17 protein-coding genes are annotated in these 19,416 nt (G+C 64.8%); 7 read left to right on the top strand and 10 right to left on the bottom strand.

Going from position 1 to position 19,416, the window contains the following annotated elements; genetic code table 11:
- Positions 1-37 precede the first annotated feature (37 nt).
- The gene (locus HMPREF3097_RS05195) at positions 38-841 is read left to right on the top strand and encodes a hypothetical protein (protein ID WP_246821295.1); all 804 of its coding nucleotides are present in this window, start codon (positions 38-40) and stop codon (positions 839-841) included.
- 69 nt (positions 842-910) lie between these two features.
- Here HMPREF3097_RS05195 and HMPREF3097_RS05190 read toward each other — a convergent pair whose 3' ends face one another.
- Entirely contained in the window at positions 911-2,542 is a 1,632-nt protein-coding gene (locus tag HMPREF3097_RS05190) for an ABC-F family ATP-binding cassette domain-containing protein (RefSeq protein WP_070761416.1), read from the bottom strand.
- A gap of 44 nt (positions 2,543-2,586) precedes the next feature.
- Here HMPREF3097_RS05190 and HMPREF3097_RS05185 point away from each other — a divergent pair, with 44 nt between their 5' ends.
- Entirely contained in the window at positions 2,587-3,834 is a 1,248-nt protein-coding gene (locus HMPREF3097_RS05185; RefSeq protein ID WP_083317961.1) for a lycopene cyclase family protein, read from the top strand.
- Here the strand turns inward: HMPREF3097_RS05185 and HMPREF3097_RS05180 are convergent.
- The 7 genes from HMPREF3097_RS05180 to HMPREF3097_RS05150 all read right to left on the bottom strand — a co-directional run bounded on the left by HMPREF3097_RS05180 (position 3,831) and on the right by HMPREF3097_RS05150 (position 10,382).
- Positions 3,831-4,235: a metal-sulfur cluster assembly factor gene (locus HMPREF3097_RS05180; protein ID WP_070761415.1), complete on the bottom strand. Its 405-nt coding sequence runs from the start codon at positions 4,233-4,235 to the stop codon at positions 3,831-3,833. The genes HMPREF3097_RS05185 and HMPREF3097_RS05180 overlap by 4 nt on opposite strands.
- 73 nt (positions 4,236-4,308) lie before the next feature.
- Complete coding sequence (gene sufU, locus HMPREF3097_RS05175; protein ID WP_070758907.1) at positions 4,309-4,776, bottom strand: Fe-S cluster assembly sulfur transfer protein SufU; 468 nt, start codon at positions 4,774-4,776, stop codon at positions 4,309-4,311.
- Positions 4,777-4,885: 109 nt separating this feature from the next.
- Positions 4,886-6,133 carry a cysteine desulfurase gene (locus HMPREF3097_RS05170; RefSeq protein WP_070761414.1) on the bottom strand — a complete coding sequence of 416 codons (1,248 nt, stop codon included), beginning with the start codon at positions 6,131-6,133 and terminating at the stop codon, positions 4,886-4,888.
- A gap of 110 nt (positions 6,134-6,243) precedes the next feature.
- Positions 6,244-7,005: a Fe-S cluster assembly ATPase SufC gene (sufC, locus tag HMPREF3097_RS05165; protein ID WP_070758909.1), complete on the bottom strand. Its 762-nt coding sequence runs from the start codon at positions 7,003-7,005 to the stop codon at positions 6,244-6,246.
- Positions 7,006-7,049: 44 nt separating this feature from the next.
- Positions 7,050-8,267 carry a Fe-S cluster assembly protein SufD gene (sufD, locus tag HMPREF3097_RS05160; RefSeq protein WP_070761413.1) on the bottom strand — a complete coding sequence of 406 codons (1,218 nt, stop codon included), beginning with the start codon at positions 8,265-8,267 and terminating at the stop codon, positions 7,050-7,052.
- A gap of 5 nt (positions 8,268-8,272) precedes the next feature.
- Positions 8,273-9,703 (bottom strand): Fe-S cluster assembly protein SufB, encoded by a 1,431-nt coding sequence (gene sufB, locus HMPREF3097_RS05155; RefSeq protein ID WP_070761412.1) that lies wholly within the window; start codon positions 9,701-9,703, stop codon positions 8,273-8,275.
- 7 nt (positions 9,704-9,710) lie between these two features.
- Positions 9,711-10,382: a helix-turn-helix transcriptional regulator gene (locus tag HMPREF3097_RS05150; protein WP_070761411.1), complete on the bottom strand. Its 672-nt coding sequence runs from the start codon at positions 10,380-10,382 to the stop codon at positions 9,711-9,713.
- 127 nt (positions 10,383-10,509) lie between these two features.
- Between HMPREF3097_RS05150 and mptB the strand changes: the two genes are divergently transcribed.
- From mptB to HMPREF3097_RS05130, 4 genes are all read left to right on the top strand, one after another.
- The gene (gene mptB / locus HMPREF3097_RS05145) at positions 10,510-12,240 is read left to right on the top strand and encodes a polyprenol phosphomannose-dependent alpha 1,6 mannosyltransferase MptB (RefSeq protein WP_256374248.1); all 1,731 of its coding nucleotides are present in this window, start codon (positions 10,510-10,512) and stop codon (positions 12,238-12,240) included.
- A gap of 43 nt (positions 12,241-12,283) precedes the next feature.
- Positions 12,284-13,315: an ABC transporter ATP-binding protein gene (locus tag HMPREF3097_RS05140; protein ID WP_070761410.1), complete on the top strand. Its 1,032-nt coding sequence runs from the start codon at positions 12,284-12,286 to the stop codon at positions 13,313-13,315.
- Positions 13,312-14,220 (top strand): ABC transporter permease, encoded by a 909-nt coding sequence (locus HMPREF3097_RS05135; protein WP_070761436.1) that lies wholly within the window; start codon positions 13,312-13,314, stop codon positions 14,218-14,220. The genes HMPREF3097_RS05140 and HMPREF3097_RS05135 overlap by 4 nt, the downstream gene beginning before the upstream one ends.
- 165 nt (positions 14,221-14,385) lie before the next feature.
- On the top strand, positions 14,386-15,459 hold the full coding sequence (locus HMPREF3097_RS05130; protein WP_070761409.1) for a COX15/CtaA family protein: 1,074 nt from the start codon (positions 14,386-14,388) through the stop codon (positions 15,457-15,459).
- A 127-nt stretch (positions 15,460-15,586) separates the two neighbouring features.
- Here HMPREF3097_RS05130 and HMPREF3097_RS05125 read toward each other — a convergent pair whose 3' ends face one another.
- Both HMPREF3097_RS05125 and HMPREF3097_RS05120 read right to left on the bottom strand, forming a co-directional pair.
- Complete coding sequence (locus HMPREF3097_RS05125; RefSeq protein ID WP_246818096.1) at positions 15,587-15,829, bottom strand: SdpI family protein; 243 nt, start codon at positions 15,827-15,829, stop codon at positions 15,587-15,589.
- A gap of 202 nt (positions 15,830-16,031) precedes the next feature.
- The gene (locus tag HMPREF3097_RS05120; RefSeq protein ID WP_187440843.1) at positions 16,032-16,958 is read right to left on the bottom strand and encodes a heme o synthase; all 927 of its coding nucleotides are present in this window, start codon (positions 16,956-16,958) and stop codon (positions 16,032-16,034) included.
- A gap of 351 nt (positions 16,959-17,309) precedes the next feature.
- Here HMPREF3097_RS05120 and tkt point away from each other — a divergent pair, with 351 nt between their 5' ends.
- Complete coding sequence (gene tkt, locus HMPREF3097_RS05115) at positions 17,310-19,358, top strand: transketolase (protein ID WP_070761408.1); 2,049 nt, start codon at positions 17,310-17,312, stop codon at positions 19,356-19,358.
- Positions 19,359-19,416 lie beyond the last annotated feature (58 nt).

The raw sequence follows: 19,416 nt of genomic DNA, 5'->3' as shown, positions 1-19,416 counted from the left end.
TTTGTTGTCGAGAACACAGCGACGAGGGGCCAGAGCTTTGACGCAGCCGACGCGCATGCCGCGCACCCAACTGAAGTTCAAATCCGGGCTGGAGAACCCGCTGGTGCCCGAGCGAGACGAGGACTACTACGCCAGCCCCAACCCGATGCGGGACCACAGCGGGGTCTTCGAGGCAGTGAACGCGGCCGGGTCTGCGCCCTATCGGGGAGCGCTGCCCGGGCGCATCGCTTTCTTCCTGATCTTCGTGCTCTTCGGTAGCGTGTTCGCGCTGATTGGCTTTCGCTTCCTGCTCAGCGGTCTGAGTGATACCGGGTCATGGCGCGATAAATTCGACGTCATCGACATCGGCTTTGCCGCCCTCGGCAGCCTCTTTGTCTTCGTCGGGGCGTACGCGATCTCACGCGACGTTTCCCGGCACAGGCGGATCATCACGGCCTGGAAGAATGGCTGGATCGACTACTACCCTGCGTTGGTTGGGCAGTTCTATCACTGCCGCACCGATGTCAGCAGCTCCCGGGACTCCGGTCGAACGTTTTATTACTACTACCGGGCACCGCTGAAAGTGCTCCACCCCGATGGCTCGCTGAAGGAGATGCATTCCTTCGAGTTTCAGATGAAGCGCAACCCCGACTGGTACCGCACACGTTTCAACATGGCGAGCTCGGCGGAGGATGCCAAGTTAGATGACTGGAACAATAACGGCTGGGCGATCGTCGGAATTAGCCGCCGCCCCGGTCAGACCCACGCGGAGCTGGACTCGGGGCTGACGAAGAAGCAGCGCGAAGCCGTCTTCAACCTCGCTGAGCGCAACTGGCGCATGCCGAACAGCTGGTCCTGGTAAGCGCCAACTGCGAACCGGCACATCGTGCCGGACAGCCAAACAGCCAACCAACCGACCAGACAGACGGGCCTAGGCCAGCTCGACGATCTCCATGTACTCGTCGTTCCACAGGTCCTCCACACCATCGGGCAGGACGATGACCCGCTCTGGCTCCAAAGCCCGCACGGCACCCGGGTCGTGGGTCACCAGCACCACCGCGCCCTCGTAGGTGCGCAGCGCGTCCAGGACCTGCTCGCGGGACTGCGGGTCCAGGTTATTCGTCGGCTCGTCGAGCAACAGCACGTTCGCCCGCGAGGAGACCAGCGTGGCAAGGGCCAGGCGCGTCTTCTCACCGCCCGAGAGCGTGCCCGCTGGCTGGTCCAGCTTCTCCCCGGAAAACATGAACGCGCCCAGCAGGCTGCGCAGCTCCTGCTCATCGGCGTCGGGGCAAGCATCGATGGCGTTCTGCCATACGGACTTTTCCCCGTCGATGGTGTCGTGCTCCTGGGCGAAGTATCCGATCTTGAGCCCGTGGCCCGTGACGATGCCGCCCTCCCCGTCCGTGCGCTCCACCCCGGCCAGCAGCTTCAACAGCGTGGTCTTACCGGCGCCGTTGAAGCCCAGGACGACGACGCGACTGCCCTTGTCGATCGCCAGGTCCACGCCCGCGAAGACCTCTAGGGAGCCGTACATCTTGGTCAACCCCTTGGCGAACAGCGGGGTCTTGCCGCACGGGGCGGGTTTCGGGAAGCGGATCGAGGCGACCTTGTCCTCGACGCGCACCTCATCCAGCTGGTTGAGCATCCGGTCAGCGCGGGCAACCATCTGCTTGGCGGCGCGGGCCTTGTTCGCCTTCGCCCCGAACTTATCCGCCTGCTTCTTCAACGCGGAGGCCTTCTTCTCTGCATTCGCCCGTTCCCGACGTCGACGCGCCTCGTCCAGGGCGCGGGCGTCCAGGTACTTCTTCCAGCCCATGTTGTAGACATCCGCCTCGGCGCGGACCGCGTCCAGGAACCAGACCCGGTTGCAGACCGCCTCGATGAGCTCGACGTCGTGGGAGATCATGATCAGCCCACCCTCGTGCTTGGAGAGGAAGTCCTTCAGCCAGGCGATGGAGTCCGAGTCCAGGTGGTTGGTCGGCTCGTCGAGCAGCAGGGTGGTCTTGGAGCGCCCAGAACCTGCCGTGGCGGCGAAGAGAATCTGGGCGAGCTCCACGCGGCGGCGCTGTCCACCCGAGAGGGTCTTCAGCTGCTGGTCGAGCACCCGTTCCGGCAGGCCCAGCGCGTCGCAGATGCGGGCAGCTTCGGCATTGGCCTCGTAGCCGCCCAGCGAGTGGTACTGCTCCTCCAACCGGGAGTACTTGCGGATCGCGGCGTCGCGCTTGGAGTCCGTCGTTGCGGTCTCCATGATCTCCTGCTGGCGCTCCATGGACTGCCGGATCCGGTCGAGCCCGCGCGCCGAGAGGACGCGGTCCCGGGCACTCTGTTCGATGTCCCCTTCCTTCGAGTCCTGTGGCAGGTAGCCCAGCTCCCCGGAACTGACGACACTGCCGCCGTAAGGCTCGGTCTCCCCCGCCAAAATCCGCATCGTGGTGGTCTTTCCAGCGCCGTTACGGCCCACCAGCGCGATGCGGTCGCCCGGCTGCACCCGCAGGTGCTCGCCGGGGGCGGTGAGGAGCGTGCGCGCGCCCACCCGAACTTCCAGATCCTTCGTCACAATCACAGGCAATACCCTAACACTGCCAGGCCCTTAGCTAGATTGGGGGCATGAGCTGGAGTATTAGCGCAGCCCCTGCGGCGCCCGCCCGGGGTGCCGGGCCGCGCCAAATCAACATCATTGGTTTGGGGCCAGCGGGCGCGATCCTCGCGCTGCGCGCCGCCGAGCGGGGTTGGCAGGTGCACGGCTACGACCCCGGTTCTCGTCCGGACGCAGCAGGGGCGGACGCGTGGCCAGCCTGGCCCGCCACCTATGGAGCCTTCGCCCCGGAGGTCCCCGACTGGGCCGATGAGCTCTTCTCGCCTGCCGAAGCCATCCGCGTGACCCCCACCCCGGGGAGCACCAAGCAGTTAGGCTTTCGCTACCGGATGATGGCCAAAGGCGCCCTGCGAGCCGGGGCGGCCGAGGCAGTGAGGTACGCCGGGGGAAGCCTGCACGCCGAAGCCATGACCGAGGAACAATTCGCCGACTTGCCGGGGCTCACGGTGGACTGCCGCGGGGCGGCCACAGGCGGTGCGCTGTGGCAGATTGCGGTCGGTTACGTGCTCCGCCCGGTGCCGGGATCCGGCGCCACGCTGTCGGAAGCGCTGATCACCCCCACGCTGATGGACTGGACAGCCTCCCCCGCGGCAGAACCCGGTGGCGCCAAACCCAGCTTCCTCTACGTCCAGCGCCTCCCCGAAGGCTGGCTGGCGGAAGAGACGATTCTGGCAAGCACCTCCCGCCCCACCGACGCTGACTTCGCCCTGCTGCGCTCCCGGCTCGACTCTCGGATTACTCGCCTCCAGGGCAAGGGCTGGAGCGAGGAGCTGGAGGTCGTGGATGAGGAGCTCGTCGCCATCCCGATGGGCACCATCGCTGCTGGCTCAGGGGTGCTCGCCTTCGGGGCCCGAGACGGGTTCATCCACCCTGCGACCGGCTATTCGGTCGGCACGGCACTGCAGGAGGTGGATGGCTTCCTCGACCGCGTGGAGGCGAAATACGCTCGAGCAACACACAGTGGGGCGAAGCTCACGGGGACTGCCCGCCGGGTTAATGTGACCCTCGCCCGGGCACTGCGGCGGATCGGTTCCCTGCTTGTCGCCGAGGCCGAGACCGCGGACGTCCAAAACTTCTTCGCTGCCTTCTTCTCCCTGCCCACCGCCGACCAGCTGGCTTACCTCTCCGGGCGCAGCGGGCTGCGCACCGCCAGAACCATGTGGCGGCTAAGGAAAAACACCGGGTGGACTCACCCGGTGCTACTCCCCCTCTATCGCCGCCCCTGGCGTTACCTACGCTTCGGCCTGCAGCGCGACTAGACCGAGAAGCCGAGGTAGCGCAGCTGCTCGCGGCCTTCCTCGTTGATCATCTGCGGGCCCCAGGCCGGGGTCCAGACCCAATTGATCTGCAGATCCTCGTACTCCGGCAGAATGCTGAGCACCGCGGTCTGCGCTTGGTCCTCAATCATGTCGTGCAGCGGGCACGCCGGGGAGGTCAGCGTCATGTTGATCATGACGGTCTTGCCCTCATCCCAGACGTCGTAGACCAGGCCGAGGTCAACGACGTTGATGCCCAGCTCCGGATCGATGACGTCCAGCAGGCACTCCTCGATCTTGCCGTAACGCTCAAGATCCTCCGGGCTCGGGTTCGCCGGCGGCTCCGGGACCTCATTGAGCGGCGATGGGTCCATCTCCGGGCTGGAAGGGTTCTGTTCAGACATTGCTTTCCTCGCTTTGGGGGTTGGGCTTAAGTGCCGTGAAAGAAACGGTGGGTTGTCGGTTAACGGTTGATCTTTATGCGTTCTCGGTCTGCTCGGGCGGGGTGACGCCCGCGTCGATCGCGGCGGCCTCGAAGGCCTTCCAGCCCAGCAACGCGCACTTCACGCGGGCCGGGTACTTGGAGACACCGCTAAAGGCGATGCCGTCGCCGATGAGGTCCTCGTCGCCCTCCAGCTTGCCGCGGGAGGTGATCATCTTCTCGAACTCCGCGAGCTTCGCGAAGGCCTCGGTGACCGGCAGGCCCACGATCTCGTCGGCCATCACGGAAGTGGAGGCCTGGCTGATAGAGCAGCCCACTGCGTCGTAGGAGATGTCCTGAACCGTCTTGTGGTCCTCGCTCAGGTGCACCCGCAGCGTCAGCTCGTCACCACAGGAGGTGTTCACGTGGAAGACCTCCGCGTCATAAGGCTCGCGCAGGCCGGCGTGCTCCGGGTGCTTGTAATGGTCCAGGATGACCTCCTGGTACATCTGTTCCATTCTCATGTACTTTCACCACCGTTTGAAGGTTGAGGTTGTGTAGTTGGGTTCAGGTCTTCTGCTACGTGGGGGCGATGACGTCCTGAAAAGGAGCGTCACCACCCCGGCGGCGGGGCTAGACGCCGAAGAACTCCTGCGCCTTGCGAATGCCCTCGACGAGCCGGTCGATCTCCCACTTCTCGTTATAGACGTAGAAGCTGGCGCGCGCCGTGGCCTGCACGCCCAGGCACGTGTGGGCCGGCCATGCGCAGTGGTGTCCCACCCGGATGGAGACTCCCTGGTCGTCCAAGATCTGACCCAGGTCGTGCGGGTGGATTCCATCGACCACCATGCTCACCGCGCTACCCCGGTTGTGCATATCGGTCGGACCGATGATCCGCAGGCCCGGGATCTCGCTGAGCTGGGCCAGCGCATAGGCGGTGAGCTCGTGCTCGTGGGCGGCGACCTTGTCCATGCCCAGCTCGTTGAGGTAAGCCACCGCAGCGCCAAGACCCACGACCTGGGAAGTCATCTGGGTGCCCGCCTCGAACTTCTGCGGGGCGTCGGCGAAGGTGGAGCCCTCCATCGTCACCTTCTGGATCATCGACCCGCCGGTGAGGAACGGTGGCAGCACCCGCAGGTGCTCCTTCTTGCCGTACATCACGCCCACGCCGTTGGGCCCCAGCATCTTGTGCCCGGAGAACGCCGCGAAGTCCACATCCAGGTCGTGGAAGTCCACCGCCATGTGTGGCACGGATTGGCAGGCATCCAGCACGAAGAGTGCGCCGACCTCGCGGGCGCGTCGCACAGCCTCCTTGACGTCCAGCACCGCACCGGTGACATTGGACTGGTGAGTCAGAGCCACGACCTTCGTCTTCTCACTGAGCTGCAGGCTGTCCAGGTCGATGCGGCCGTCCTCAGTGGCGCGGAACCACTTCAAGGTTGCGCCCGTGCGACGTGCCAGCTCTTGCCAGGGCACGAGGTTGGCGTGGTGCTCCAGCTCAGAGACGACGATCTCGTCGCCCTCGGTGACCTGCAGCTCCCCTGCCCGCGAGTCCCCCAGGATGAAGGCCACCTCGTTGAGCGCCTCGGTGGCGTTCTTCGTGAAGGCGATCTCCTCATCCGCCGCGCCAACGAAGGCCGCGATGGCCTCGCGGGCGCCCTCATACGCGTCGGTGGCCTCCTCCGCGATCTGGTAGGCACCGCGGTGGACCGGGGCGTTGTGCTTGGTCAGAAAATCGCGCTCCGCGTCCAGCACCTGCAGGGGGCGCTGCGCGGTCGCCCCGGAATCGAGGTAGATCAGCGGCTGGCCGTCCCGAACGGTGCGGGAAAGGATGGGGAAATCCTGTCGGATCGCGTGGGTGTCGAGATGAGTATCAACCATGAAAACCTTCGATTCTCCGCTTCTCTAACCCGCAGTGACGCGGTTGAAGCATGCCTGCGGGGATTGAAAACCCACCCCAGGGGTCGCGGGGTGGGACTTTCGGTGCGTCTTTAGGCGTTGACGAACTTGTCGTAGCCCTCGTTCTCCAGCTGCTCTGCCAGCTCCGGGCCACCGGAGGTCACGATGCGGCCGCCGGCGAAGACGTGCACGTGATCCGGCTTCACGTAGTTCAGGATGCGCTGGTAGTGCGTGATCATCAGCACGCCGCCGTTCTCGCGCTCCTGGTAGCGGTTGATGCCCTCGGAGACGATGCGCAGGGCGTCGACGTCCAGACCGGAGTCGGTCTCGTCCAGGATGGCGAACTTCGGCTTCAGCAGGCCGAGCTGCAGCACCTCGTGGCGCTTCTTCTCGCCACCGGAGAAGCCCTCGTTGACGGAACGCTCGGAGAAGGACGGGTCGATGTCCAGCTCCTTCATCGCCTCGCGGGCCTCCTTGACCCACTCGCGCAGCTTCGGGGCCTCGCCACGGGTGGCGGTGGCCGCGGAGCGCAGGAAGTTAGCCATGGAGACACCCGGCACCTCGGTCGGGTACTGCATCGCCAGGAAGAGGCCGGCGCGGGCGCGCTCATCGACGTCCAGGTCGAGGAGGTTCACGCCGTCGAGCAGCACCTCGCCCTCGGTGACCTCGTAGCGCGGGTGGCCACTGATGGCGTAGGCCAGGGTGGACTTACCGGAGCCGTTCGGCCCCATGATGGCGTGGGTCTCGCCGGAGTTGATGGTGAGGTTCACGCCGTTGAGGATCTTCTTCGGCTCGTCGTTCTCGTCCGAGGGCAGGACCTGGGCGTGGAGGTTCTTGATCTCAAGAGTGCTCATACTAGTGATGTTTCCTTTGAAAGATTCTTGGGAGGATTAGCGGGTTAGAGGACGGTGCGCTCAAGCTCGTTGCCGACGAGCTCTTCCAGGTGCTCGCGGACGGATTCCACCGGGATGCGGCGGATGACGTCGGTGAAGAAACCGCGGACGATGAGCATCTTGGCCTGTGCCTCCGGAATGCCCCTGGCCTGCAGGTAGTACATCTGCTCGTCGTCGAAGCGACCCACCGTGGCGGCGTGGCCGGCACCTGCGATCTCGCCGGTCTGGATCTCCAGGTTCGGCACGGAGTCCGCACGGGCACCGGTGGTCAGCAGCAGGTTGTTATTGGTCTCGTAGGTGTCCGTCCCGGTGGCCTCCGGGCGAATGAGGACGTCACCGATCCACACGGTGCGGGCGTCGCGCTTACGCTCGGACGCCGGGCGATCCGCGTCAGCCGGGTCGCCCTGCAGTGCGCCCTTGTAGAGCACGTTGGAGCGGCAGTTCTGGACGGAGTGGTCGATGAGCAGACGCTGCTCGAAGTACTGATCCGCATCAGCGAAGTTGACGCCCAGCATCTCCACGTCGCCACCCGGTGCGGTGTAGCGCACGTGCGGCACGGAGCGCAGGATCTCGCCGCCGAATGCCGCGTAGGCGTGGCGGACGGTGGCATCTCGGCCAGTCTGGACGTGCGAGTTGGAAAGGTGGACGCCATCGTCCTCCCAGTCCTCCAGCACCACGGTGACCAGCTTCGCGCCGTCGCCGACGACGAACTCGACGTTGTCGGAGTGCGCGCCGGAACCCTGGTAACGCAGGATGACGACGGCCTCGGCGTGACGCTCGAGCTCGACGACCAGGGTGCTGTAAGAAACCTGGTCCTCGCCCGGGCCAGTGATCGTGATCTCGATCGGCTCGGTTAGCGCGGTGTCCTTGGCAACCTGGACGTAGTCCGCGACCGGGGCATTCGCCCAGGCCTGGGCTGCAGCACGGTCGACCGGTGCGCCGGCCAGACCCACGCGCGGGTCGGAAGAGTCAACCTTCGTCACGGAGACGTTGTCCCCGGCGTTCTCCGGGACCTCGATGACGACGTTGGCGTCCGTGGGCGCCGCGGCGGTGCCGTCGTGCAGACCGCGGAGACGACGCAGCGGGGTAAAGCGCCAGTCCTCGTCGCGGCCCTTCGGGATCGCGAAATCCTCAGCCTTGAAGGAGGTGAAGCGGTCGCCCTTAGTCTGGTGATCGGTTCCCGCCTTGACGGTTTGGTTCTGAACGTTTTCCAAGGTGGTCATCTGGCTTAGCCCACCGATCCTTCCATTTGCAGTTCGATCAGACGGTTGAGCTCAAGCGCGTACTCCATCGGGAGCTCCTTGGCGATTGGCTCCACGAAGCCACGAACGATCATCGCCATCGCCTCGTCCTCCTCGAGGCCTCGGCTCATCAGGTAGAAGAGCTGATCCTCGGAGACCTGGGAGACGGTTGCCTCGTGGCCCAAGGTGACGTGGTCGTTGCGGATGTCGTTGTACGGGTATGTATCCGACCGCGAGATGGAGTCCACCAGCAGGGCGTCACACTCAACCTGGGAGGCGGAGTGGTGCGCGTTCGGGTGAACCTCGACCAGGCCGCGGTAGGCCGCGCGACCACCGGAGCGGGCCACGGACTTCGAGACGATATTGGAGCTGGTGTACGGCGCCATGTGGGTCATCTTCGCACCGGTGTCCTGGAACTGGCCCTCACCTGCGAAGGCGACGGACAGGACCTCGCCCTTGGCGTGCGGACCGGTCATCCAGACGGCCGGGTACTTCATGGTGACCTTGGAGCCGATGTTGCCATCGACCCACTCCATGGTCGCGCCCTCCTCACACTTAGTGCGCTTGGTGACGAGGTTGTAGACGTTGTTCGACCAGTTCTGGATCGTCGTGTAGCGGCAGCGGCCGCCCTTCTTCACGATGATCTCGACGACTGCGGAGTGCAGGGAGTCGGTCTTGTAGATCGGGGCGGTGCAGCCCTCGACGTAGTGCACGTAGGCGTCCTCGTCGACGATGATGAGAGTGCGCTCGAACTGGCCCATGTTTTCCGTGTTGATGCGGAAGTAGGCCTGCAGCGGGATGTCCACGTGGACTCCCGGTGGGACGTAAATGAAGGAACCACCGGACCACACGGCGGTGTTGAGAGCGGAGAACTTGTTATCGCCCGCGGGGATCACGGTGCCGAAGTACTCCTTGAACAGCTCCGGGTACTCCTCGAGGGCGGTGTCGGTGTCGACGAAGATCACGCCCTGCTCCTCCAGGTCCTCGCGGATCTGGTGGTACACAACCTCGGACTCGTACTGCGCGGCGACACCGGCGACGAGGCGCTGGCGCTCCGCCTCCGGGATGCCCAGCTTGTCGTAGGTGTTCTTAATGTCCTCCGGCAGGTCCTCCCAGGTCGTCGCCTGCTGCTCGGTGGAGCGGACGAAGTACTTGATCTGGTCGAAGTCGATGCCGGAAAGATCCGCGCCCCAGGTGGGCATGGGCTTCTTGTCGAAGATCTCGAGGGCCTTCAGGCGACGCTCGAGCATCCACTCCGGCTCGTTCTTCTTGGCAGAAATATCCCGGACGACGTCCTCGTTCAGGCCACGGCGCGCGCTGGCGCCGGCGTCGTCGGAATCGTGCCAACCGTAGCCGTAGGCACCGATCGAGTCGATGATTTCCTGATCGGATTGCAGTTTGTCAGCAGCTTGAGTCATAGATTCTTTAGCTTTCCTTCGTTGCGGAAGGGGTAATGGTGGTCAGCGGAATATGGGTCGTACAGATACCGTTGCCGTCCGCGATAGTAGCGAGCGGCTGAGTGTGCTGGCCGAGTAGCTCCGCAACTACCCGGTGCTCTGCAGCGCACAGCTCGGGGAACTCCTCCGCCACGTCCTGGATTGGGCAGTGGTGCCTGCAGATTTGGACGCCGCCGGCCGCGTGGCTCACGGTGGCCGCGTAGCCACGGTTGGTCAGCGCCTCCGCGATGTTCTTGGCCTGGGCCTTCACGTCACGGTCGTCTGCGTAGTCACCGTCGAGTTCGGGGATGTCCCCCAACAGATCATTGATGCGTTGCGCAGCAAAGTCCTCGACTGCTTCCTCTCCGCCCGAGTTTTTCAGGGCACGCAGTGCGAGGAGTGCAAGGGTGTCGTAATCATGACCGAACTGTGCTCGACCCGCATCAGTGAGGCGGAATAGCTTCGCCGGTCGCCCACGCTGTCCTGACCGTGGCGCGTCAACGGCCTCCGCGAGCCCATCCGCGACAATGTTGTCCAGATGGCGCCTCACGCCAGCGGCGCTCAAACTAAAAGCCTCGCTAATGGTTGTCGCGCTCACCGGTCCGTGTCTCAACACGTACAGCAGGATGCGACGGCGCGTGTCGGTTTCCACTGGTGCCATATCAACCCGCCTTTCATCGTTGAGGGCCGTCATGATTAGACAACACGAGTGTGTCTTAAATAATTCCCCCTGTCCACTAAGGCGAACCTATGTTCCCTAAAAACGCTGGCTTCATTATCGTGGTTGCATGTCTTCGAACCGACCCGGCCACGCGTTGATCCGCGGCCCCTTCAGCCTGTGGCGCCGCTATTTGGACGTGCTGCCCCGGCTCGGCCTGGCCGGTTCCCGCTCGGCACAGCTCCACCAAGAGGGCCGGGTGCTCCCCCTCCATGCGCCGTTGGAGCCCCTTAACCCCGCCTACCGGCTGCGGCTGCAGATCGCAGTCTGGTTGGGGTCCATCGGCACCATTCTTATCGCTCTCGGGGGTATTGGCGCGGGCGCGATGCCCGTGGTGGGCAACCCATTCTGGTCCGTTCCCGGGATTAATATCCTGGCCCGGATGCTGCACAGCACCACTGTGACCGTCTTCGTCGGAATCGGATTCCTAGTGCTCGCCTGGCTCCTACTCGGGGCCTTCGTGCTGGGGCCAGGGGGAAGGCAGATCCCCCGCCTGCCCATCCGTACCTATTGGCGGATCTTCGCCCTCTGGGTGCTTCCCCTGGCGATCACCGCGCCGATGTTCACCCAGGACATCTACTCTTATCTAGCCCAAGGGGCGATCGCCGCGCAGGGGCTGGACCCGTATAGCGCAGGTCCGGTGGACATCCTCGGGGTGCAAGACCCGCTCGCCCGTTCCGTGCCCTTGATGTGGGCGCACTCCCCTGCGCCCTATGGCCCGGTCGCACTGGGCTATGGTGCCGTGATCTCCATGATCACCGGCAACAACATCGTGCTGGGGGTCTTCGGCCATCGGCTGATGAGCATCACCGGCCTGGTGCTCACCGGCTGGGCATTGACGAGGCTCGCCCAGCGCTGTGGCATCGCGCCCCAGACAGCCTGGTGGCTCGGGGTGCTAAACCCGCTGACACTGCTCCACCTCGTCGCGGGTATCCACAACGAGGCGCTCATGCTCGGCTTTCTGCTCGTGGGCATGGAGTTCGTGCTGCGCGGCACCGACCATTACGAACGACCTTTGAGCAGCCGCCTGCTGCTCATGCTCTCCGGCACGGTGATCGTCACCTGCGCGGGTCTGATCAAGGTGACCGCCCTGATGGCTCTCGGCTTCACCGCAGTGGCGATCGCGCGCTGGTGGGGCGAGGGGCTGCGACACCTTATCGGTGCAGGAGTGGTCAGCGGGGTGGTCGCCGCGGCCACCGCGAGTCTGTTCTCTGTGATCACAGGCGTGGGCTTCGGCTGGATCACCTCCCAGGGCGGGGCGGCAGAAATCATCAGCTGGATGAGCCTGTCCACGTTGGCGGGTTTGGCGTCGTCGTTCCTGGGAGCCCTGCTGGGCCTCGGAGATCAGCAATCCGCCGCGCTGTTCGTCTTCCGTTTCCTCGGCGTCATGATCGGCGCGTTCTGGGTGGTGCGCATGCTGTGGGCCTCCTACCGGGGCCGCATCCACCCCGTGGGAGGGCTCGGGGTGGCCACGCTGTTCCTCGTGATCTTCTTCCCCGTCGTCCACCCCTGGTATCTGCTCTGGGCCATTCTGCCGCTCGCGGCGTGGGCCAACCGGCCGGTCTTCCACTTCGCGACAATCGTGTACTCGGTGGCTTTCAGCTTCTTCATCCTGCCCCGTGGTCTCGGGCTACCGCCGGCGACGGTGGCCTTCATCTACGCCATGTCCGCGCTACTTTTCCTCGCGTTTCTGGTCGCCAGCTGGCGCTACCTCAAGAAACACCCGGCATATGCCAACGCCCTCGCGTTGCCTCGCCCCAAAGAAATGCCCACGAAGGCAGACACACCCAACAACCGGTGATCCCCCAGCCCGCGCCATCTGGCTAGACTGAATAGCTGTGAAAATGCAGGACTCTTCGGCCCCCCAACTCCAACCACTGCTGCAGGTCACTGGCGCGGTGAAGAAGTTTGGCGCCCACACCGCCGTCGATGGGCTGGACTTCCAGGTCTACCCCGGCGAGATCGTGGCACTACTGGGCCCCAACGGCGCGGGCAAAACCACGACCATCGAGATGTGCGAGGGCTTCGCCCGCCCGGATGCCGGCGAGATCCGGCTGTTCGGCCTAGACCCCGCCAAGGAATCCGACGCCGTGCGTTCCCGCATTGGGGTGATGCTGCAGGGCGGCGGCGCCTACCCCGGCATCCGGGTCGGCGAGATGCTGAAGCTGGTTGCCAGCTACAGCGAGGACCCACTGGATACCGAGTGGCTGCTGGACATGGTGGGGCTCACCAAGCACCGCTCCACCACCTATCGGCGCCTGTCGGGTGGCCAACAGCAGCGTCTGGCGCTCGCCTGTGCGCTGGTGAACCGCCCGGAACTGGTCTTCCTCGATGAGCCCACCGCAGGGCTGGATGCACAGTCCCGTCACGCGGTATGGGATATCGTGCGCTCCATGCGTCGCGATGGCGTGGGCGTGGTCCTCACCACCCACCTGCTCGACGAGGCTGAGGCGCTCTCCGACCGGGTCGTCATCATCGACAAGGGCAAGGTCGTCGCCGCAGGCACCCCGAAGGAACTCACCTCCGAGCGTTCAGGTGGCGGTAGCGGGCATACCTTCCAGGTCAGCGTCGACGCCGATCTCGACCGGGACCACTTCCACCGTGCCCTCCTCGAGGTCAAGGCCGGTGCGGCCAAGGCAGGACAAGGAGTACCGCTGGATGAGGTCGGCGGTGCCGCGTCGGCGCCTTCGGTACTAGTCCGGGAGATCAAACCACGCCAGTTCGCCGTAGAGGGCATTCCGGCCACACCCGATGGCGTCCTGATGCTCGCGCTCGCTGCCCGCGACTGCGCAACGATGATCACGAAGCTCGACAGCACTGAACAGACCCTTGAGGAAGTTTTCCTCTCGCTGACCGGATGGGAGATGCGTTCATGACTTCCGCGAATAACCGAGGCATGCAGAACAGCCATCCCGCAGGGACGCCATCGGGTCAGGGGGCCGGAACTCCGGTGGAGCCTGTGGCCGAGACGGGTGCAGTGATGGAGGACGCGCCAGCTACCGGCGGCCGCTTCCCCGTCGGGACCTTCGAGCCTGCCCCGAAACAAGCCAGCTTCGTGCGGATGCTGTTGGCACAGACCAAAATTGAGTCGTTGCTCTTCCTGCGTCACGGCGAGCAGCAGCTGCTGTCCCTGATCATCCCTGTTGGCTTGCTGCTGGGGCTGGCACTCGTGCCGGTCGTCCCGTTGGACGACCCAGTGGCCAGAGCGTTCCCGATGGTGCTGGCGGTGGCGATCATGGGTGCCGGTTTCACGGGCCAGGCCATCGCCGTGGCTTTCGACCGGCGTTACGGAGCACTCAAACGGATTGGGGCGGCCGGGGTTCCCACCTCGGCTCTCATCGCCGGCAAGATCGCTGCAGTGTTGATTGTGGTCGCCATCCAAGTGCTGATCCTCACGGTGGTCGCGCTGCTGCTGGGGTGGTCCCCGCCAGGGCTCGGCCTTGTGATCGCCGTGATCTTCCTCATCCTGGGGGTGGGGTGCTTCACCTCGCTGGGCCTGCTGCTCGGGGGAACCTTGAGCTCCGAGATGGTGCTGGCGCTCGCGAACACCATTTGGTTTGTACTGCTGGGTGCGGTTGGTTACTCCACCGTCGCCTCCGACCTGGGGCCCCAGGTACAAACCCTGTTGCAGCTGATTCCATCCGTGGCGCTGGCTGCCGGGCTGGAAGAATCCTTCGCCGGCGGGGTCGACTGGTTCGCCATCGTCGTCCTCGCGGTCTGGACGATCGTGGGTGCGGTCGCCGCCCGGAAGCTCTTCTCCTTCACCATCAAGGGCGACTAGCCCTCACCGGGAATCCTCCCCTGTATTCGCTAGCCGACCCCCTGCCCCACTGCCTGAGGTGGAACGCTGCCTGAGCTGGCACGCTGCCAACGAACCGCGGGGTGAAACGAGCCCCGCGCGCCCTTTCGCTTTGCTCCCTCACCACGACTAATCTTGAGTGCTGTGATGGATCCGATTAGCCAACAAGCAGCCCAGACGAACAACCCGTTGAGCCGGGCAATGCTGAAACTCTATGCAGCTATTTACCGCGCTGACCGCAAGGTCGGATTGCCGCGCGAGGTGGACTCCGATGGCAACAAGGCCGTGAAGGTTCCACGGCTCAAAACCCAGTGGGTACTGACCCTCATCCTGCTGATCTGCCAGACGGGGATCACCTTCACCGGATCCCTCGTCCGCGTGACCGGCTCTGGGCTTGGTTGCGAAACCTGGCCACAGTGCCACCCGGGTTCCTTCGTGCCGGTCCCAGGGTCGGCCCCCTGGATTCACCAGATCATTGAGTTCGGCAACCGGATGCTGACCTTCGTGCTGGCCGCCGCCGCACTCGCCGCCTTCATCGCGCTGCTGCGCGCCGGCCGACGCTCCTCGATCCTCCACCTGTCCTTCATCCAGGGTCTGGGCATTATCGCCCAGGCAGTCATCGGTGGCATCAGCGTGCGCCTGGATCTGGCATGGTGGATCGTCGCCGCCCACTTCCTGCCCTCCATGCTGCTTGTCTTCCTGGCTGCGGTCCTGCTCGTCAAGGTCACCGAGGACGACGACGCCCCCATCAAGGAGCAGATGCCTGCTGCCCTGCGCGTCCTCACCACCATGAACGCCGTGGCGCTGGCCGTTACCCTTTTCACGGGCGTGCTCGTCACGAGTGCCGGCCCGCACGCCGGTGACGAGGCCATCAAGCCGGAGCACCGCCTGCAGGTGAGCCTTGAATCCATCGCCCACATCCACGCCCACGCCATGTACCTCTACCTGGGCTTGACGATCGGCCTGATCGCCGCCCTCATCGCCGTGGTGGCCGCGCCGCGTGTGCGGAAGGCTGCCGCCTGGATGTGCGCCGGCATTCTCTTCCAGGGCGTGGTGGGCATCATCCAGTTCTGGCTGGGCGTGCCCCGCTGGACCGTTCCGGTGCACGTCATCGGCTCCGGTCTGGTCACCCTCGCAACGGGTTACCTATGGGCGCTGCGCTACCAGAAGACCCACGAGGAGCAGAGCGAAACGGTGAACCACGCCGTTAAGGGAGACTAGAATTCCCTCCCCGGCCGGGCCCATGAGACCAGCCTCCCCCGGGACCATAGCTCGCCCACCGGGCGAGTGCATAAGAATTCAGCCCGCGTGGACAGCGTCGATCGACGACGACCACGCGGGTTTTTTGCTACGGCTGGGCTGGCCCCTCATCGCCGATGGCGGCTTTGGCCTTGCGGGCCGCAAGGATCACGAACACGAGCATGACTCCGACCGCCACCAGGCTGGCCCACGCGATCTGCTCCTCGGTGGCGAAGGCGAAGAAGATTCCGCCGAGGATCATCGGCAGGCTGCTGGCCTTGAGATAGCCCGCAGCTGCCTTATGCCCGGTCTGCCATGCCTCATCGCTAGCAAGAGTCCTGGAGGTCCTGATACCGATCCATGCGTTGCGGGGCAGACTTTCTGTGCCGGCTTTAATTCCGGTCCAGAGCAGTAGACCCCCGAGACCACGTAAACGGAAGCCATGAGGATGTTAAAGATGCTCATCGAATGCCTTTCGATACGAATAAATAAAGGCCGCATCCTCCCGGATGCGGCCTGCAGATCGGGGCGAATCCCCGGGTTAGGGCTACAGCTTAGTTGCCGAGCATCTGCCAGACGGTGTTCCAGCCAATAACGGCGTCGACGGAGAGGGCAACGAAAAGCAGGGAGAGGTAGTTATTCGACAGGAAGAACAGCTGCATCGGCTTCACCGGGGTGCCCTCCTTGACCCCGCGGTGCAGGCCGTGGGCACGGAAGATAAACCAGGCGCCCGACACCAGCGCTGCGACGGCGTAGATCCAGCCCGCGGCGGGAACGAGCAGCAGCGAGGTGATGACCGTCGCCCAGGTGTACCAGAGGATCTGGCGGGTGACCTCCAACGGCGGCTTGACCACCGGCATCATGGGAACGCCCGCGGCCTTATAGTCCTCGCGGTAGCGCATACCCAGCGCCCAGGTGTGGGGCGGGGTCCAGAAGAAGATGACCATGAACAGGATGATCGCCTGAATCCAGGAGCTCCAGCCCGCGTTGAAGGCGCCGCCGTTGTTGTCCGTGACAGCAGCCCAGCCGACCATGACGGGCATGCAGCCGGCGGCCCCACCCCAGATGACGTTCTGCCAGGTGCGGCGCTTCAACCACTTGGAGTAGACGTAAACGTAGAACCAGATCGTCAGCAGGATGAACGCGGCAGACAGCGGAGAATGCACGAGGAAGGTCAGCCACAGCACACTGGCGATCATCAGCACCCAGGCGAAAATCTTCGCGTGCTCGACCGGAACCGTGTCCTTGGCTAGCGGGCGGCGACGGGTGCGGCGCATCAACTGGTCGATGTCGTAGTCGACGACCATGTTGAAAGTATTTGCGGAGGCCGCGCCCATCCAGCCACCGATGAGGGTGAGGATGATCAGGCCGAGCTCAATCTCACCGCGATTGGCCTGGAGCATCGCCGGGATCGTCGCGACGAGGAGCAACTCGATGACCCGGGGCTTAGTCAACGCTAGATAAGCCTTGACCGCATCCAAGATTCCATTCACGAAGCCTTCTGCCTCCACTTCTCCACGTCTTATCCGCCTATACGCTACCCGAGCGCATTCTGTGGGCGAAACTGCGCCGATACCGCGAGTCGCCAGATTTGGGGGCTGGATTGGCGACGTTTCATCAAGCCCTCTTGAGTAGTCGAAAATGACCGCTAAAAAGTTCCGGCTGCCCCAAGAACGCAGAGTTTTGCCGTGGCCGGTAGATTGAATATGCATAGTTAAGCCTCGCCCGCGCGTCCGCGGCGGCGAGAGCTACAACCCGAGTACGTCACACCCCGAGGAAGGCCCAAGTTCGTGTCTTATAATCCGAATCTCCCTGCCGAGCTCCAAGCATTGATGGTCCGCAACTTCCCGGCGGACTGGTCTGAGAAGGACACCCGGGCGGTTGACCTCGCCCGCGTGCTTGCCGCCGACGCCGTGGAGAAGTGCGGTTCGGGCCACCCGGGCACCGCGATGAGCCTCGCGCCCCTGGCCTACACGCTCTACCAGCGCGTGCTGCGCCACAACCCGAAGAACCCGACTTGGGTTGGTCGCGACCGTTTCGTCCTCTCCTGTGGCCACTCTTCGCTCACCCAGTACATCCAGCTGTACTTGGGTGGTTTCGGCCTGGAACTCGAGGACATCAAGCAGCTGCGCCAGTGGGGCTCCCTGACCCCGGGCCACCCGGAGGTCGGCCACACCGACGGCGTGGAGATCACCACCGGCCCGCTCGGCCAGGGCCTGGCATCTGCCGTGGGCATGGCGATGGCCGCCCGCCGCGAGAAGGCGCTCTTCGACCCGAACGCCGGCGACGGCGAGTCCCCGTTCGACCACTTCGTCTACGTCATCGCCTCCGACGGCGACGTCCAGGAGGGCATCACTGCCGAGGCGGGCTCCCTGGCCGGTACCCAGGAGCTGGGCAACCTCATCGTCTTCTGGGACGATAACGGCATCTCCATCGAGGACGACACCACCATCGCCTTCACCGAGGACGTCGCCGCCCGCTACGAGGCCTACGGCTGGCAGGTCCTGGAGGTCACCGGTGAGGACGTCGAAGGCATCCTGGACGCCGTGGAGCGCGCGAAGCAGGAGAAGAACAAGCCGACCTTCATCCGCATGCGCAGCGTCATCGCCTACGGTGCGCCGACCGCAGTGAACACCGGCGCCTCCCACGGTGCGGCTCTGGGTGCCGAGGAGATCTCCGGGGTCAAGAAGAACCTCGGCTTCCCGGACGAGGCCTTCCCGGTCGAAGAGGAGATCATCGAGCACACCCGCCAGCTCATCGACCGCGGCGAGGCGGCGGAGGCCGAGTGGCGTAAGAGCTTCGACGCCTGGGCTGAGGCTAACCCAGAGAACAAGGCGCTCTTCGACCGCCTTTTCGCCGGCGAGCTGCCGGAGGGCTTTGATGCCGAACTGCCGAGCTACGAGGCCGGAGAGTCCGTCGCGACCCGCAAGGCCTCTGGTGCTGCGCTGCAGGCTCTGGCGAAGAAGATGCCGGAGCTGTGGGGCGGCTCTGCCGACCTGGCTGGCTCCAACAACACCCTCATCAATGGGGAGGACTCCTTCGGCCCGACCAGCATCTCCACCTCCACCTTCACTACCTCCCCGACCGGCCGGAACCTGCACTTCGGCATCCGGGAGCACGCGATGGGCGCGATCATCAACGGCATCGCCCTGCACGGCCCGACCCGCCCGTACGGTGCGACCTTCCTGCAGTTCTCCGATTACATGCGCGCCTCCGTCCGCCTGGCTGCGCTGATGAGCACGGATAGTTACTTCGTGTGGACGCACGACTCCATCGGCCTGGGTGAGGACGGCCCGACCCACCAGCCGATCGAGCACCTGGCTGCGCTGCGCGCAATCCCGAACCTCGCGGTGATCCGTCCGGCTGATGCCAACGAGACCTCCGCCGCATGGGCGGAAGCCCTCGAGGCTCCGGCCGCGCCGAAGGCCATGATCCTCACCCGCCAGAACGTCCCGGTCCTGGAGGGCACCAAGGAGAAGGCCCGCGAGGGTGTGCGCCGCGGTGGCTACATCCTCCGCGAGTCCTCCACCGAGACCCCGCAGGTCATCCTCATCGGTACCGGTTCCGAGGTGCAGCTGGCCGTGGCTGCGGCCGAGGCGCTGGAGGCCGAGGGCATCGGCACCCGCGTGGTGTCCATGCCGGTCGTCGAGTGGTTCAAGGCCCAGGACCAGGCTTACCGCGACGAGGTGCTGCCACCGTCCGTGACCGCCCGCGTCTCCGTCGAGGCGGGCATCGCGATGCCGTGGCACGAGTTCACCGGCTTCGGTGGGCGCAACATCTCCATCGAGCACTTCGGTGCCTCGGCGGACTACCAGCGTCTCTACCAGGAGTACGGCATCACGGCAGAGGCTGTCGCCGACGCCGCCCGCGAGCTCGTCTAGCCAGCTCGTTACGGCGCGCTCCCCCGGCGTTTTTCGGCGGGTTTTCTGCCCGGGGGAG

Source organism: Corynebacterium sp. HMSC27B11 (assembly GCF_001815985.1).
Classification (GTDB): Bacteria; Actinomycetota; Actinomycetes; order Mycobacteriales; family Mycobacteriaceae; genus Corynebacterium.
Note: the sequence above shows the minus strand (reverse complement) of the source record. Positions and strands in the feature narration are given on the sequence as shown.

Coding starts and splice junctions, on each gene's coding strand:
- tkt (WP_070761408.1), top strand. CDS start 17,310: ATGGTCCGCAACTTCCCGGCGGACTGGTCTGAGAAGGACACCCGGGCG.
- HMPREF3097_RS05150 (WP_070761411.1), bottom strand. CDS start 10,382: ATGGCACCAGTGGAAACCGACACGCGCCGTCGCATCCTGCTGTACGTG.
- sufD (WP_070761413.1), bottom strand. CDS start 8,267: ATGACCACCTTGGAAAACGTTCAGAACCAAACCGTCAAGGCGGGAACC.
- HMPREF3097_RS05130 (WP_070761409.1), top strand. CDS start 14,386: ATGGATCCGATTAGCCAACAAGCAGCCCAGACGAACAACCCGTTGAGC.
- HMPREF3097_RS05180 (WP_070761415.1), bottom strand. CDS start 4,235: ATGTCTGAACAGAACCCTTCCAGCCCGGAGATGGACCCATCGCCGCTC.
- HMPREF3097_RS05170 (WP_070761414.1), bottom strand. CDS start 6,133: ATGGTTGATACTCATCTCGACACCCACGCGATCCGACAGGATTTCCCC.
- HMPREF3097_RS05185 (WP_083317961.1), top strand. CDS start 2,587: ATGAGCTGGAGTATTAGCGCAGCCCCTGCGGCGCCCGCCCGGGGTGCC.
- HMPREF3097_RS05140 (WP_070761410.1), top strand. CDS start 12,284: ATGCAGGACTCTTCGGCCCCCCAACTCCAACCACTGCTGCAGGTCACT.
- sufB (WP_070761412.1), bottom strand. CDS start 9,703: ATGACTCAAGCTGCTGACAAACTGCAATCCGATCAGGAAATCATCGAC.
- mptB (WP_256374248.1), top strand. CDS start 10,510: ATGTCTTCGAACCGACCCGGCCACGCGTTGATCCGCGGCCCCTTCAGC.
- sufC (WP_070758909.1), bottom strand. CDS start 7,005: ATGAGCACTCTTGAGATCAAGAACCTCCACGCCCAGGTCCTGCCCTCG.
- HMPREF3097_RS05135 (WP_070761436.1), top strand. CDS start 13,312: ATGACTTCCGCGAATAACCGAGGCATGCAGAACAGCCATCCCGCAGGG.
- sufU (WP_070758907.1), bottom strand. CDS start 4,776: ATGAGAATGGAACAGATGTACCAGGAGGTCATCCTGGACCATTACAAG.